The sequence below is a fragment of the Cryobacterium inferilacus genome (genome assembly GCF_019599185.1).
GTDB lineage: Bacteria > Actinomycetota > Actinomycetes > Actinomycetales > Microbacteriaceae > Cryobacterium > Cryobacterium inferilacus.
The window spans coordinates 84,445-99,229 of record NZ_JAIEUL010000013.1 but is presented as its reverse complement, the minus strand read 5'-3'; the positions used below and the strand labels follow the sequence as shown (position 1 = coordinate 99,229).

Below are 14,785 nucleotides of genomic sequence, written 5' to 3'. Positions count from 1 at the left end.
TTCAGTGTAGAACCTGGCCCCTGGAAAACTTTCCTGCGAATTCCGTGACGAATGCGCAGGTGGCACCGTCATAACTGTGACGATGCCAATCCTGCCCGCTGAAGCGGCCTGAGAATCGGCCCTGAGAAATCGTCACCAACACCTCCCCACATCGACACGATTCACCGCTGTCGGGCGCTTGGCGCCCGGGACCGATCCAAGGAGAACCCCAGATGGTCAACATCTTCCCCACTGAGCCGAGCTCGTCGACAGCCCTGCCGGCGAACGCCGGCGACGTGACCGACGCCGCCGAGCACAGTCTCGGTGAGGGGGTGACGACCATCAAGGACAGTGTGATCGTCAAGGTAGCCGGACTGGCCGTGCAGGAGATCCCCGGAGTGCACGCCCTGGGCAGCACTCCGGTACGGGCGCTCAAGGCGATCGTCGACACCATCAGCACCGCCGACATGAACCCCGGCGTCTCGATCGACATCGGTGACGACGGTGTCGCCGTGGAGATGAGCCTCGTCGCCGACTATCCCGTGCCGCTCACCGAGCTGGCCGGCCAGGTGCGCGCCTCCGTGGTCCGCGCCATCGAAGGCCTGGTGGGCATGAGCGTGAGCGCCGTCAACGTGACCATCACAGACATTTACGTGGCCGAGGAGTCAGGCGACAATGGCGTCGCCTGAGTCCCCGGTCGCGTAATCAAACCGGCTCGTAAGAGCCAGGTCGGACCGTACAGCACGTCCGAAAGACCAGCAGTACCCACACCACCAACAGAAATGAGACACCCCATGGGCTTCTTCGGATTCCTTCTTCTCGGCCTCCTCGCCGGTGCTATCGCCAAGCTGATCCTCCCGGGCAACCAGGGCGGCGGATGGCTCATCACCCTGCTGCTCGGCGTCGTCGGCGCCCTGCTCGGTGGCTTCCTCGGCAGCGTGCTCTTCAACGCTCCCCTCGAGGACTTCTTCTCCATCCAGACCTGGCTCCTCGCCATCGGTGGATCCATCATCGTTCTCCTCATCTACGGCCTGCTCGTCGGCCGTCGCAAGGCGTAATTCCCCCAGTTCCCCCGGGAATACAGGCGGCACACCGGACTTTCGAGTCCGGGTGCCGCCTTTTGTCTGTCTGCGGCGCCGGCTTCCAACTTTCGGACGACGCGGGTGCTGACGGCGTCGGCATACCCTCGAGACTGTGATGAAGACACCTGCCACCAAACCCCCCGCAGAGCGGCGGCGCCAGGCGCCGGCGCCCGGCTCCTCCCGCCGGGTCCCGCTCTGGCTACGCATCCTGATCCCGACGGTTCTGATCCTGGTCTGGTTCGTGATGTTCGGTGCCGGCGGTGCCTCCTTCGGCCGGATCAGCGACGTCTCCACGAATGATCAGGTGCAGCAGTTGCCCGCCAGCGCCGACGCCACCAAGGTGCAGGTGTTGCAGGCCGAGTTCCGCGGCGATGACGTGCTGCCCGGTGTGCTGATCTACGAGCGGTCCGGCGGCCTCACCGACGCCGACCAAGCCGCGATCACCGACCAGATCGCCGAGCTCGCGCAGCTGGACGGCGTCGTCACCGACAGCGTGTCGCCGGCGATCTTCTCCGAGGACGGGGAAGCGGCGGAAGCCATCCTCACCCTGGACACCGCGGTCACCCCCGCGGACACCGTCGAGTCGATCCGTGGCTACCTGGCCGAGAACCCGATCGCGGGCGTCGACACCTACGTCACCGGACCGGCCGGTCTGATCGCGGACCTCACCGGCGCGTTCGCCGGGATCGACGGCATCCTGCTGCTCACCGCCCTCGCGGCGGTACTCGTGATCCTGGTGATCGTCTACAGGTCACCGCTGTTGCCGGTGATCGTGCTGTTCACCAGCCTCGCAGCGCTCTGCGCCTCTGTGCTCGTTGTCGTGGCACTGGCCAGCGCCGACGTGCTGATCCTGACCGGGCAGACGCAGGGCATCCTGTTCATCCTGGTGATCGGGGCGGCAACAGACTACTCGCTGCTCTACGTCGCCAGGTTCCGCGAAGCGCTGCGCGACAACGACAAGAAATGGGATGCGACGCTGGTCGCCCTGCGCGGTTCGTTCGAGCCGATTCTGGCCGCGGGCGGCACCGTGATCGTCGGCCTGCTCTGCCTGTTGTTCAGTGACCTCAACTCCAACAAGGCGTTGGGCCCGGTCGCGGCGATCGGCATCGGCTTCGCCCTCCTGGCCGCGCTGACACTACTGCCCGCCCTGCTGCTGTGGGCCGGCCGGGCCGCGTTCTGGCCCGTGCGCCCCAAGCTCGGCTCCGCGCACCCCGGCCTCGACGGAGAGAACGCGAAGGGGGCATGGCCGTGGCTGGCCAGGCTGATCAGTCGGCGCGCGCGGCTGATCTGGATCGCCAGCACCCTGCTGCTGGCCGTCGCCGCCATCGGCGCGTTCCAGTTCAAGGCGGATGGCGTCTCCCAGAGCGAGTTCGTGCTCGGCAGCTCGGAGGCCAGGGACGGTCAGGCCGTGGTCGGGGAGCACTTCCCCGGCGGCTCAGGCACCCCCGCCGTCATCATCGGCCCCGAGTCGGAGCTGCAGGCGATGACCGATGTGCTGCTCGCCAACGACGGGGTGGACTCCGTCACCGTGATCTCCGACGACTCCGTCAGCGGCACCCTGCCGGTCACGGCCGGGGGCGTGCAGGCGTTCGGCCCGCCAGGAACCCCGGTGGGCGAGCCGACGGTGATCGACAACGCTGTGATGCTGCAGGCGACCCTGACCGACGTGGGCGACTCCGCCCCCGCAGAGGCCACCGTTCGTGAGCTCAGGGTGGACCTGGAGGACGTGGCCGGCACCGTGCTGGTCGGCGGCACCACGGCCATCGCCGTGGACACCACCGACACCGCCATCCACGACCGCAACCTGATCATCCCGATCATCCTCGGCGTCATCCTGGTGATCCTGATGCTCCTGCTGCGCTCGGTCCTGGCGCCGGTGCTGCTCATCGCCACCGTCGTGCTCTCCTTCGCCGCCGCCCTGGGCGTGGCGTCGTGGGTGTTCGACGGCCTCCTCGGGTTCCCCGGCGCCGACCCTGTGGTCCCGCTCTACGGGTTCGTCTTCCTGGTGGCCCTCGGCATCGACTACAACATCTTCCTGATGACCCGGGTGCGGGAGGAATCGATCCGGTTCGGCACCCGCACCGGCATCCTGCGCGGCCTGGTGGCCACCGGTGGGGTGATCACCTCTGCGGGGCTCGTGCTCGCCGCGACGTTCGCCGCGCTCGGGGTGCTGCCGATCCTGTTCCTGGCCCAGCTGGCGTTCATCGTGGCGTTCGGTGTGCTGCTGGACACGTTCATTGTGCGGTCGCTGCTCGTACCGGCCCTGGCCTACGACATCGGCCCGAAGATCTGGTGGCCGAGCAAGCTGGCCAAGAGCACCGCCTCCCCGCGCTAACCCCGCTCAGCGAAGAAGGGCCGCACCCCGTGGGGTGCGGCCCTTCTTCGTGCCTTCGTTCGCGTTCTGCCTAGAGGGTGAGCGCGTTCTTGATCAGCTCGGCCTGCTCCGCAGCGTGCCGCTTGGCCGAACCGGCCGCAGGCGACGCGGAAGCGGCGCGGGAGAACAACCGGATCGGGCGGGTGCCCAGCTTGTTGGTCTGCAGGTAGAAGAACGGCCAGGCGCCCTGGTTCTCCGGCTCGTCCTGCACCCAGGCCAGCTCGGCGTTCGGGTACTGCTCGGCGACCTGCTTGAGTTCGGCGCCGGGCAGCGGGTAGAACTGCTCCAGACGAACGAGCGCGATCTCGGGGTTCGGGTTCTTCTCGAGGTCGGCCAGCAGGTCGTAGTAGAGCTTGCCCGCCATGAACAGCACCCGCTTGACGGCGGACTTGTCCTGGATGCGAGCATCGTCGATCACCGGTTCGAACCGGCCGCCGGTGAAGTCGGCGACGGGGCTGGTCGCCCCGCGCAGGCGCAGCATCGACTTCGGGGTGAAGACGATGAGCGGACGCCGCGGCCGCATGTACGCCTGACGGCGCAGCAGGTGGAAGTACGACGCCGGCGTGGACGGGCGTGCGACGGTCATGTTGTTCTCGGCGCACATCTGCAGGTACCGCTCGATCCGGGCGGAGGAGTGGTCAGGGCCCTGGCCCTCGTAGCCGTGCGGCAGCAGCAGCACGACACTCGAACGCTGGCCCCACTTCTGCTCCGCAGAGGAAATGAACTCGTCGATGATGGTCTGGGCGCCGTTGGCGAAGTCGCCGAACTGAGCCTCCCAGAGCACGAGGGCGTCGGCCCGCTCGACCGAGTAGCCGTACTCGAAGCCCATGGCCGCGTATTCGCTGAGCAGGGTGTCGTAGATCCAGAACCTGGCCTGGTTCTCGCTCAGGTTCGCCAGCGGCAGCCACTCCTGGCCGTTGACCCTGTCGTGCAGCACGGCGTGGCGCTGCACGAAGGTTCCGCGGCGGGCATCCTGGCCGGCGAACCGCACCGGGGTGCCCTCGAGCAGAACAGACCCGAGGGCCAGCAGCTCGCCGAAGCTCCAGTCGATGTTGCCGTTGCGGCTCATGTCCAGACGCTTCTGCAGCAGCTGCTGCAGCTTGTTGTGCACGGTGAAACCGGCGGGCTTGTTGTTGAACGTGTCACCGATGAGGTGCACGACGCTCTCCGGCACACCGGTGGTGAGGGGTTCGCCGACGGTGTCGTCCGGCGCGCCGGAGCCGGCGAGGCCCCGCTGAGCCGTTGCGACCTCATCGGTGATGATCGGGATGGACGAGGTCTGGGCCGCGTGGGTCTCCAGGAACGCCCGTTCCAGGCGATCCTGGAAGTCGGCGTGGGCGGCCTCGAACTCGGCCTGGGTGATGTCACCGCGTCCGACCAGGGCTTCGGTGTAGAGCTTGCGCACACTCCGCTTGGCCTCGATCAGGTTGTACATCAGCGGCTGGGTCATCGAGGGGTCGTCACCCTCGTTGTGGCCGCGCCTGCGGTAGCAGACCAGGTCGATGACGACGTCGCGCTTGAATTCCTGCCGGTAGGCGAACGCCAGCTCGGCGACGCGCACCACGGCCTCCGGGTCGTCCCCGTTCACGTGGAAGATCGGCGCCTGGATGGTCTTGGCGACGTCGGTGGAATACACCGAGGTGCGGCCCTCACCCGGAGGCGTCGTGAAGCCGACCTGGTTGTTGACGACGATGTGGATGGTGCCGCCGGTGCGGTAGCCGCGCAGCTGCGACATCTGAAGCGTCTCGAGCACCACGCCCTGGCCGGCCATGGCCGCGTCGCCGTGCACCAGCACGGGCAGGGTGGAGAAGGTGCCGATGGGCTTGCGGTCCTGCTTGGCCCGCACGATGCCCTCGAGCACACCGTCGACGGCCTCGAGGTGGGACGGGTTGGCGGCCAGGTACACGGCCACCTCCTCGCCGTTCTCGCCGCGGAAGGTGCCCTCGGTGCCGAGGTGGTACTTCACGTCGCCTGAGCCCTGCACGCTGCGCGGGTCCTGGGTGCCCTCGAACTCGCGGAAGATCTGGCCGTAGGTCTTGCCGGCGATGTTGGTGAGCACGTTCAGGCGACCACGATGGGCCATGCCGATGGCGACCTCGTCGAGGCCGGCATCCGCAGAACCCTGCAGGATCGCATCGAGCAGGGCGATGGTGGACTCGCCGCCCTCGAGGCTGAAGCGCTTCTGGCCGACGTACTTGGTCTGCAGGAACGTCTCGAACGCCTCGGCCTCGTTGAGCTTGCCGAGGATGCGCATCTGCTCGTCGTGGGTGGGCTTGACGTAGGTCTTCTCCATCTTCTCCTGCACCCACTTGCGCTGGGCCGGGTCCTGGATGTGCATGTACTCGATGCCAGTGGTGCGGCAGTACGAGTCCCGCAGCACGCCGAGGATGTCGCGCAGCAGCATGGTGCGCTTGGTACCGAAGCCGCCCGTGATGAACTCCCGGTCCAGGTCCCAGAAGGTCAGCCCGTGGCTGGCGATGTCCAGGTCGGGGTGGGTGCGCTGCTTGTACTCGAGCGGGTCGATGTCGGCCATCAGGTGACCGCGTACCCGGTAGGCGTTGATCAGTTCCTGCACGCGGGCGGTCTTGTCGACGGCGCTGGCCAGGTCGACGCTGATGTCCGGCGCCCAGTGGATCGGGTCGTACGGGATCCGCATCGCGGCGAAGATGTCCTCGTAGAAGTTGTGCTGGCCGATGAGCAGCTCGTGCACGATCTTGAGGAACTCGCCGGAGCCTGCACCTTGGATGACCCGGTGGTCGTAGGTGCTGGTGAGGGTGATGGTCTTGGAGATGGCGAGGCTGGTGAGCGTCTTGACGCTCGCGCCCATGAACTCGGCCGGGTAGTCGAGGGCGCCGGCGCCGATGATGCAGCCCTGGCCCTTCATCAGCCGCGGTACGGAGTGCACGGTGCCGATGCCGCCGGGGTTGGTGAGCGACACCGTCGCGCCGGAGAAGTCATCGGCGGTGAGCTTGCCCTTGCGGGCGCGGCCGACGAGGTCCTCGTAGGAGCTGAGGTACTCGCCGAACGACATGGTGTCCGCGCGCTTGATGGCCGGGACCATCAGCGACCGGGTGCCGTCCGGCTTGGGCAGGTCGATCGCGATGCCCAGGCCCACGTGCGCCGGGGCGATGACGGAGGGCTTGCCGCCCTGCTCGTCGTAGTAGACGTTCTGGCTGGGGAACATCTTGAGCGCCCGGATCAGCGCCCAACCGATGAGGTGGGTGAACGACACCTTGCCGCCGCGGGCCCGCTTCATGTGGTTGTTGATCACGATGCGGTTGTCGATGAGCAGCTTGGCGGGGATGGTGCGCACGCTGGTGGCCGTCGGCACGGTCAGGCTGGTCGCCATGTTGGCCGCCAGGCTCTTGGCCATTCCGCGCAGCGGCGTCGCGACATCCTGCGGCGGCGTGGGCGCGGCCACATCGGAGACCACGGGCTGTGGGCTGGTGATGGGAGCGTCGGCCGGCACCGGTTCCGGCTTGGGCGCGATCGAGGTGGTGCGCGCGGTGCGCGGGCCGCCGATCACCGGGATCGGCGCGGTGACCGGGTGCGCGTCCGCGGTGGGGGTCGCCGCCGGCGCCGTCGGCGTGGCGGGCTCCTCGGCCAACGGGGGCACCTCGGCAGCGGCCGGAGCAGCGACGGCGGACGCGCCCTCCGAAGCCGGCTCGGCGTCAGCGGGCGGGTTGCCCGCGGTCGCGGTCTGGTGGTAGCTGTCCAGGATCGGCCACCAGGACTGGTCCACCGAGTTCTTGTCGATGAGGTAACGTTCGTAAAATTCGTCTACGAGCCATTCATTGGCTCCGAATTCAGCAGAGGCCGTTTCTTCGGACCCACCGCCGGTCAACTGGTTCGACACAGCTGATCGCCCACTCTCTTCGTTGATTCTGATTGTCCATGGCGATCACAACCGCCGGGTCAGTGTGTTGATATCAAGACTAATCCCCTTACGGTGCTGCGCCGGTACGGCTCGTGGGGACTAGCGTTAAAAACATGCAGTTCTATGGAGCAGTACCCAGCCACGATTTGACCTATTCCGACGTCTTCCTGGTGCCCAGCCAGTCGGAGATCAACAGCCGTTTGGACGTGTCACTCGCTCCGGGTGACGGCACCGCAGCGACGATTCCGATCGTCTCGGCGAACATGAACTCGGTCACCGGCCCGCGCCTGGCGGCCTCCCTCGCCCGGCGCGGCGGCCTCGGCGTGTTGCCCCAGGACATGCACCTGCAGGACCTGGACGCCGCCATCCGCTGGGTGAAGGCCCAACCCGTGCGCTACGACACCCCGTTCGTGTTCGCACCGGACGCCACCGTCGCCGACGCGCTGCGCCAGGTGCCGCCGGTGGAGGGGCAGGGTCTGGTCATCCACGACAGTGATGACACCTACGTGGGCTGCATCGACGCGGCCAGACTCGCCTCTGCCCTGCCGGATGCCCGTCTCGGCGACCTGCTGCACGGACCGTTGACCTCCCTCGACGCCGAGGACATCGACAGCGCCCGTGGGGCATTCGACGTGATGACCGCCGCCGAGCTCGACTTCGCGCCCGTGCTGCTGCGCGGCAAGCTGATCGGCACCCTCAGCCGCAAGAGCGCCCTGCGCTCGACGCTGTACCAGCCGGCCGTCGACAGCGCAGGGCGACTGCTCGTGGCCGCCGCCGTCGGCATCAACGGTGACGTCGCCGCGAAGGCCCGCGCGCTCGCCGCCGCCGGGGTGGACGTGCTCGTGCTCGACACCGCCCACGGCCACCAGGACGGCATGATCCGGGCCCTCAAGACGGTCTCGGCGCTCAAGCTGGGCATCCCCATCGTCGCCGGCAACGTCGTCACCTCGGATGCCGTGGAGCACCTCGTCGGCGCCGGCGCGGACATCATCAAGGTCGGGGTGGGCCCCGGCGCGATGTGCACCACCCGCATGATGACCGCCGTGGGCCGCCCGCAGTTCTCCGCCGTGCTCGAGACCGCCGAGGCGGCAGGCAAGCTCGGTGCGCACGTCTGGGCGGACGGCGGGGTGCGCTACCCACGCGATGTGGCCCTCGCGCTCGCCGCCGGGGCCGCCTCAGTGATGATCGGTTCCTGGTTCGCCGGCACCATCGAGGCTCCGGGCGAGCTGGACACCGACGCCTCAGGTGCGCTGTACAAGGAGAGCTGGGGGATGGCGTCGACCAAGGCCGTCCAGCAACGCTTCGACAGGCTGGACGCCTACGAACTGGCCCGCAAGACGCTGTTCGCCGAGGGGATCTCCAGTTCGAAGATCTACCTCGACCCGCTGCGGCCCTCGCTCGAGGACCTGCTCGACATGATCACCTCAGGCGTGCGCAGCTCGTTCACCTACGCGGGGGCGGCCAGCGTGGCCGAATTCCACGATCGGGCGAAGGTCGGCATCCAGTCGGCGGCAGGTTACGAGGAGGGCAAGGCCCTTGTCGTCTCCTGGTGACTCACACGACAGCGACCAGGCAGCCCAGGTAGAGTTGACCCTCTAATGGACGACCCCCCTGCCGCGATTTCGCACGACCATACCTCCTCGCTCGTGACCCTCGTCGGGGCCGCCAGTGTATGAGTGGATCATGCTCGGTGTCGGGTTGCTTCTGACCCTGGGCACCGGCCTGTTCGTGGCCAGCGAATTCGCGCTGGTCAACCTCGACCGGTCCGACCTCGAGGCCCGCCGTGACCGCGGCGAGACCCGCCTGGCGATGACCATCGCCGCGTTGAAGATCACCTCGACGCACCTCTCCAGCGCCCAGCTGGGCATCACCCTGACCACACTGCTCACCGGGTATGCGTTGGAGCCGGCGATCAGCTCGCTGCTCGCGGGGCCGCTCGCCCTGGTCGGTATCCCCGAACCGGTCGTACCGGTGGTGGGGTCGGCCGTCGCGATCGTGCTCGCCACCCTGGTGTCGATGATCGTCGGCGAGCTCGTGCCCAAGAACTTCGCCCTGGCGCTGCCGATCCCGACCGCCAAGATCGTCATCCCGTTCCAGACCGCGTTCACCACGGTGTTCAAGCCCGCAGTGACGGTGCTGAACGAGAGCGCGAACGGCCTGTTGCGCATGGTCGGCATCGAGCCCAAGGAGGAGATCTCCGGCGCCCGCACCGCCGAGGAGCTGTCGTCTCTCGTGCGCCGGTCGGCCAGCGCCGGCCTGCTCGAGGCCGACACAGCCACCCTGCTGCACCGCACCCTGCTGTTCTCCGGGCACACCGCCTCCGACGTGATGACACCGCGTCCCAGGGTCGCGAGCATCCAGCGCACCGCCAGCGCCCAGGCCGTCATCGACCTCACCCGGCAGACCGGCTACTCCCGGTTCCCCGTCATCGACGAGAGCGCCGACGACGTCGTGGGCATCGTGCACGTGAAGCAGGCCGTGGCCGTTCCCCGCACGAGACGAGCGGATGTGCCGGTGTCTGCCTTGCAATCCGAGGCGCTGCGGGTGCCGGAAACCATGAAACTCGACGGGCTGCTCGGCGAGCTGCGCGGCCGCGGCTTCCAGATGGCCGTCGTGGTCGACGAATACGGCGGAACCGCCGGCGTCGTCACCCTCGAAGACCTGGTGGAGGAGCTCGTCGGCGAGGTCGCCGACGAGCACGACCGCACCAGGGCCGGTATCGTCCGCTCGCCGGGGTCCCTGACCTTCCCCGGCATGCTGCGACCGGACGAGCTGCACGAACGGGCCGGGCTGATTGTGCCGGAAGACGGCCCCTACGAGACCGTCGCCGGATTCGTCATGAGCGAACTCGGCCGGCTGCCCGTCGTCGGCGACACCGTGCGCATCCCCACCGGCACCCTGCGGGTGGAGAGGTTGGACGGCCGCCGGATCGATCGGCTGCGCTACACCCCTGACCCGGTCGAGCCCGGCCCACCCACGACAGGTGCCGTGCGCACCGTGCAGAAAGCAGCAGTGACCACCTCACCTGACTCCACCGGGCACGCCACGGGGGTGAGCGACCGATGAACGACTGGGCCGGCCTCGCCTGGCTGTTCGTGCTCCTGCTCGGCAACGCCTTCTTCGTCGCCGCCGAGTTCGCCGTGATCTCCGCACGCCGCTCCCAGATCGAACCCCTTGCCGATGCCGGTAAGCGCAGCGCCAAGACCGCCCTGTGGGCGATGGAGCACGCCACGCTGATGCTGGCGACCTCCCAGTTGGGCATCACGGTGTGTTCGCTGCTGATCCTGAACGTGTCCGAACCGGCCATCCACCACCTGCTCGAGATTCCGCTGGCGCTCACCGGGCTGCCTGAGGAAGCCATCGGCACCATCGCGTTCATCATCGCGCTGCTGATCGTGTCGTACCTGCATGTGGTCTTCGGCGAGATGGTGCCCAAGAACCTGTCCTTCTCCATTCCCGACCAGGCCGTGCTGATCCTGGCACCGCCGCTGGTGTTCTTTGGCCGGCTCGTCAAGCCCGTCATCGTGGCATTGAACTCCACCGCGAACGGGGTGCTGCGCCTGTTCGGCGTATCGCCCAAGGACGAGGCGACGAGCACGTACACCCTCGACGAAGTGGCGACCATCGTGTCGCAGTCCACCAGGGAAGGGGTGCTCAGCGACGACTCAGGGGCCCTCACCGCGGCGTTCGAGTTCACCACCAAGAAGGCCAGGGACATCGCCGTGCCACTGGACCAGCTGGTCAGCCTGCCGGAGGCGGCGACGCCCGCCGACGTGGAGAAGGCCGTCACCCGGCACGGGTTCTCCCGGTATGTGCTCGACAGCGGCGGGGGCGAACCGGCCGGTTACATCCACCTCAAGGACGTGCTCGGCCTCAACGTCGACCCGGTCGTCACCGGCCGGAACGGCTACACCGACCCGATCCCGGCCAAGCTGATCCGGCAGCTGGTGTCGATCTTCGAGGACACCGACCTTGAGGACGCCCTGGCCACGATGCGGCGCTCCGGCGCCCACCTGGCCCGCACCTTCACCGCCACCGGCGAGGCCACCGGGGTGCTCTTCCTCGAGGACATCATCGAGGAACTCGTCGGCGAAGTGCAGGACGCCACCCGGCGCCTCTAGGCCACCGCCGGCGCGAGGTCGGGCAGGGCGGCGAGGATGCTGGTGATGACGCCCTCGTCCAGGTTCGAGGGCGCCTGGTACCTGGCCCTGGCACGGATGCTCGGGTGGGCGTTCGCCATGGCGTATGAGTGCCCGGCCGCGTCGAGAAGCTCGGTGTCGTTGAGGTAGTCGCCGAACGCCATGGTCTGTTCCCTGCTGATGCCGAGGTGCTTCTGCAGGTGCAACAGCGCCTTCCCCTTGTTGGCGCCAGGGCGCATGATGTCGACCCAGTTCTGGCCGGAGACGACCACGTCTGCGGGAAGCCCGAGCGCGATGACGGCCGGTCCTGTGCGGGTCTCCGCCCGGCCGGCGTCGAAGATGGCGAGCTTGAGCACGTCGTCTGCCGCGGCGGCCGCGATGACGTCGTCGACGAGCTCGAGCGCCGCGTAGTACGGGCGCACCTGCGCGACGAATGCCTCGTCGGCACGTTCGATGTAGGCGCTCCCGGCTCCGCACACGACGATGCCGAGGTCGGCACCGGCGGCCGCTGTGGCCCGCACCCACTCGACGACGGGGGCGATGATCGCAGGGACGACGGGTTCCAGGGCGATCGTGCGGCCGTCCTGAACGATGTTCGTGCCGTTCTCGGCGATGTAGACCAGTCCGGCCCTGTCGCCGAACACGGCCTGCAGGGTCTGGTACTGCCGCCCGCTCGCCGGCGAGAACAGGATGCCGGCGGCCAGGATGCGCTCGAGCAGCGGCCAGAAATTCGCCGGCACCCGGCCGTCACCATCGAGGAGGGTGCCGTCCATGTCGGAGGCGATCAGTCGGATGTCGGCGGGTGCGAGCGGAGCGGAAATCATCCCTTCAGGGTAACTGCCAGGGCCACCGCCCCCTCGCTGGGCGACACCGCCGGGCGTACCCTGTGCGGCAAAGCAGGAAAGTGAGGTGTCTCATGTTGAGTGAATTGGAGGCCGCCGCGGTTCTCCCGGCCAAGGACCTGCATCGAGCGAGGTCGTTCTACAAGGACAAGCTCGGGATGGAACCGGCCTCGGAACGCACGGGTGAGTTGCGCTACCGAACCGCGGGGGGTGCAGAGGTGCTGATGTACGAAACCGAGAACGCGGGGACGGCCAAGAACACCGCCCTGGTCTGGATGACCGGTGACGTTCAGGCCGAAGTCGACAGGTTGCGCGCGGCCGGAGTGGAGTTCGAGGAGTACGACCTGCCCGGGTTGAAGACCGAGAACGGTATCGCCAAGAACGGCGGGGAACTCGCGGCCTGGTTCAGGGATTCAGAGGGCAACATCCTCTGTGTCGCCCAGGAACTCTAGCCCGGCTCAGACCTCTGGCCAGGCCGCCCGCAGGTACTGGCCGGGCCAGTAGTCGAGCTGCACCCCCAGTTCGTGCGCGGCGCGCAGGGGGAAATGCGGATCGCGCAGGAATTCCCGGCCCAGCATGACGGCATCCGCGGCACCGGAGGTGACGATGTCGTTGGCATGCGCCGCGGTGGTGATGAGGCCGACCGCGTTGACCGGTACCCGGGCGTTGTCTTTCACGAACCGGGCCAGCGGCACCTGGTAGCCGGGCGAAAGCGGGATCTGTACGCCGGTGACATTGCCGCCGGAGGAGACATCGAAGAAGTCAGCCCCGGCCGCTGCGGCCCAGGCGGCGACCTCGGCGGTCTCGTCGACGCTCCAGCCGTCTGCGGCGTAGTCGGTGGCGGAGAACCGTACCAACAGCGGAACGGCCTCCCCGACCTCCGCCCGCACGGCGGCGACGATGCGCAGCAGCAGCCTGGCCCGGTTCTGCAGCGACCCGCCGTACTCGTCGGTGCGCCGGTTGCTCAGCGGGGACAGGAACTGGTGCAGCAGGTAGCCGTGCGCGGCGTGCAGCTCGAGCACGTCGAAGCCGGCGTCGACGGCACGCCGGGCGGCCGCGACGAAGTCGGTCACAACGGTGTCGATGCCTGCCGCATCCAGCGCGAGCGGTTCGGCATAGCCGGGGAAGGCGAGGACGGACGGGCCCAGGGTGGGCCAGCCGCCCTGCTCGGCGGGAACGGTACCCCGCTCCGGGGTGCCCCAGGCCGGCCAGGTGGAGCCCTTGCGGCCGGCGTGGGCGAGCTGGATGCCGGCGGTGGCGCCCTGGCGGTGCAGATAGCGCACGATGCGCGCCCACGCTGCCGCCTGCGTATCGGTCCAGATGCCGGTGTCTGCGGGGGTGATGCGCCCCTCCGGGCTCACCGCGGTGGCCTCCACGACGATCAGGCCGGCGCCGCCGGCGGCCATCGAGCCCAGGTGCACGAGGTGCCACTCGGTGGGCACGCCGTCGTGCTCGGTCACCGAGTACTGGCACATCGGCGCGGCCCACAGCCGGTTGCGGATGACGACCCCGCGCAGGCTGATCGGGTCGAAGAGCGAGGGGGTCGCGACGGAATCGACGACGGCGGTGGGGGAGGAGGCCTGGGCGGAGGCGCTGCTGATATCGGACACCGAAACAACCTATCGTGAGGGCATGGCGAAACCACGACGTTGGCTGGAATGGGAAGCGGCGCAGGCGCGGGACTGGATCGCGGTGCCGCAGTCCACCGACGACAAGTACAGCAGGGGCGTGCTCGGCATGCGCACCGGCTCGACCGAGTACCCAGGCGCCGCGGTGCTCGGGGTGGAGGCCGCGAGCCGCACCGGCGTGGGCATGGTGCGGTTCCTCGGCGCCAGGCGGGTCTCCACCCTGGTGCTGCAACGCCGCCCGGAGGTGGTGACCGCGGACGGACGGGTGCAGGCCTGGCTGCTCGGCTCCGGCCTGGACGCCGGTGCGCGGAGCGCCGACACGACCAGGCAGTTGCAGAAGGCGCTCCGGCAGGGGGTGCCGACCGTGCTCGACGCCGGTGCGCTCGACCTCGTCGGCGACGGTACAGGCGCCAGGGTGATCACCCCGCACTATCGGGAACTGGCCGGACTGCTCAACCGGAGCGGTGAGACCGTCGAGGTGGCGCAGATCGCCCAGAGCCCGGGGGAGTGGGCCGTGCGTGCCGCCGGTCGGCTCGGCGTCACCGTGCTGCTGAAGGGCAGCACGACCCACGTCGCCTCGCCGTCCGGGATCCGGCTGACGGTGTCCGGTGCGCCCGCCTGGCTGGCGACGGCCGGCTCCGGCGATGTGCTCGCCGGCATCCTCGGCGCCCTGCTGGCCACCCACTCCGCGACCCTCGAGGCGGATGCCGACGCGCTCGCGGCGCTCGCCGCCACCGCGTGCTTCGTGCACTCTGCCGCCGCCAGCCGGGCCTCCGGTGGGGGGCCGATCGTGGCGCTGGACATCGCCCAGGCGGTGCCGGCCACGATCGCGGCTCTACTGGCCTAGCCTGTGCCACAGTGGAC

11 protein-coding genes are annotated in these 14,785 nt (G+C 68.6%); 8 read left to right on the top strand and 3 right to left on the bottom strand.

Translation table 11 applies throughout. The annotated features are described in order from the left end of the window. Positions 1-212 precede the first annotated feature (212 nt). The 3 genes from K2F54_RS12750 to K2F54_RS12740 all read left to right on the top strand — a co-directional run bounded on the left by K2F54_RS12750 (position 213) and on the right by K2F54_RS12740 (position 3,396). Positions 213-668: an Asp23/Gls24 family envelope stress response protein gene (locus tag K2F54_RS12750; protein ID WP_220606240.1), complete on the top strand. Its 456-nt coding sequence runs from the start codon at positions 213-215 to the stop codon at positions 666-668. A gap of 105 nt (positions 669-773) precedes the next feature. Next, a complete protein-coding gene (locus tag K2F54_RS12745; protein WP_220606239.1) occupies positions 774-1,037 on the top strand; it encodes a GlsB/YeaQ/YmgE family stress response membrane protein in 264 nt (87 codons plus the stop codon). Positions 1,038-1,176: 139 nt separating this feature from the next. Further along, a complete protein-coding gene (locus K2F54_RS12740; RefSeq protein WP_220606274.1) occupies positions 1,177-3,396 on the top strand; it encodes an MMPL family transporter in 2,220 nt (739 codons plus the stop codon). Positions 3,397-3,466: 70 nt separating this feature from the next. Here the strand turns inward: K2F54_RS12740 and K2F54_RS12735 are convergent, their stop codons facing one another. Then, positions 3,467-7,291, bottom strand: coding sequence for a multifunctional oxoglutarate decarboxylase/oxoglutarate dehydrogenase thiamine pyrophosphate-binding subunit/dihydrolipoyllysine-residue succinyltransferase subunit (locus K2F54_RS12735; protein WP_220606238.1), 3,825 nt, complete (start codon positions 7,289-7,291; stop codon positions 3,467-3,469). Positions 7,292-7,425: 134 nt separating this feature from the next. Between K2F54_RS12735 and guaB1 the strand changes: the two genes are divergently transcribed. From guaB1 to K2F54_RS12720, 3 genes are all read left to right on the top strand, one after another. Then, complete coding sequence (gene guaB1, locus K2F54_RS12730; RefSeq protein WP_220606237.1) at positions 7,426-8,865, top strand: GMP reductase; 1,440 nt, start codon at positions 7,426-7,428, stop codon at positions 8,863-8,865. Between the two features lie 130 nt (positions 8,866-8,995). Then, the gene (locus K2F54_RS12725; protein WP_220606273.1) at positions 8,996-10,378 is read left to right on the top strand and encodes a hemolysin family protein; all 1,383 of its coding nucleotides are present in this window, start codon (positions 8,996-8,998) and stop codon (positions 10,376-10,378) included. Beyond that, positions 10,375-11,433 carry a hemolysin family protein gene (locus K2F54_RS12720; RefSeq protein WP_220606236.1) on the top strand — a complete coding sequence of 353 codons (1,059 nt, stop codon included), beginning with the start codon at positions 10,375-10,377 and terminating at the stop codon, positions 11,431-11,433. The genes K2F54_RS12725 and K2F54_RS12720 overlap by 4 nt, the downstream gene beginning before the upstream one ends. Here K2F54_RS12720 and K2F54_RS12715 read toward each other — a convergent pair. Further along, complete coding sequence (locus K2F54_RS12715; RefSeq protein ID WP_220606235.1) at positions 11,430-12,275, bottom strand: Cof-type HAD-IIB family hydrolase; 846 nt, start codon at positions 12,273-12,275, stop codon at positions 11,430-11,432. The genes K2F54_RS12720 and K2F54_RS12715 overlap by 4 nt on opposite strands. A gap of 92 nt (positions 12,276-12,367) precedes the next feature. Between K2F54_RS12715 and K2F54_RS12710 the strand changes: the two genes are divergently transcribed. Next, on the top strand, positions 12,368-12,745 hold the full coding sequence (locus tag K2F54_RS12710) for a VOC family protein (RefSeq protein ID WP_220606234.1): 378 nt from the start codon (positions 12,368-12,370) through the stop codon (positions 12,743-12,745). 6 nt (positions 12,746-12,751) lie between these two features. On the opposite strand, the gene K2F54_RS12705 is transcribed toward K2F54_RS12710, so the two are convergent. Then, positions 12,752-13,894 carry an NADH:flavin oxidoreductase/NADH oxidase gene (locus K2F54_RS12705; RefSeq protein ID WP_220606272.1) on the bottom strand — a complete coding sequence of 381 codons (1,143 nt, stop codon included), beginning with the start codon at positions 13,892-13,894 and terminating at the stop codon, positions 12,752-12,754. 31 nt (positions 13,895-13,925) lie between these two features. Here K2F54_RS12705 and K2F54_RS12700 point away from each other — a divergent pair, with 31 nt between their 5' ends. Further along, positions 13,926-14,768, top strand: coding sequence for an ADP-dependent NAD(P)H-hydrate dehydratase (locus tag K2F54_RS12700; RefSeq protein ID WP_220606233.1), 843 nt, complete (start codon positions 13,926-13,928; stop codon positions 14,766-14,768). The last annotated feature ends 17 nt before the right edge of the window (positions 14,769-14,785 follow it).

Excerpts from the sequence above, each read along its gene's own strand:
- K2F54_RS12725 (WP_220606273.1), top strand. The coding sequence starts at position 8,996 with ATGCTCGGTGTCGGGTTGCTTCTGACCCTGGGCACCGGCCTGTTCGTG.
- K2F54_RS12710 (WP_220606234.1), top strand. The coding sequence starts at position 12,368 with ATGTTGAGTGAATTGGAGGCCGCCGCGGTTCTCCCGGCCAAGGACCTG.
- K2F54_RS12720 (WP_220606236.1), top strand. The coding sequence starts at position 10,375 with ATGAACGACTGGGCCGGCCTCGCCTGGCTGTTCGTGCTCCTGCTCGGC.
- K2F54_RS12700 (WP_220606233.1), top strand. The coding sequence starts at position 13,926 with ATGGCGAAACCACGACGTTGGCTGGAATGGGAAGCGGCGCAGGCGCGG.
- guaB1 (WP_220606237.1), top strand. The coding sequence starts at position 7,426 with ATGCAGTTCTATGGAGCAGTACCCAGCCACGATTTGACCTATTCCGAC.
- K2F54_RS12745 (WP_220606239.1), top strand. The coding sequence starts at position 774 with ATGGGCTTCTTCGGATTCCTTCTTCTCGGCCTCCTCGCCGGTGCTATC.
- K2F54_RS12750 (WP_220606240.1), top strand. The coding sequence starts at position 213 with ATGGTCAACATCTTCCCCACTGAGCCGAGCTCGTCGACAGCCCTGCCG.
- K2F54_RS12740 (WP_220606274.1), top strand. The coding sequence starts at position 1,177 with ATGAAGACACCTGCCACCAAACCCCCCGCAGAGCGGCGGCGCCAGGCG.
- K2F54_RS12715 (WP_220606235.1), bottom strand. The coding sequence starts at position 12,275 with ATGATTTCCGCTCCGCTCGCACCCGCCGACATCCGACTGATCGCCTCC.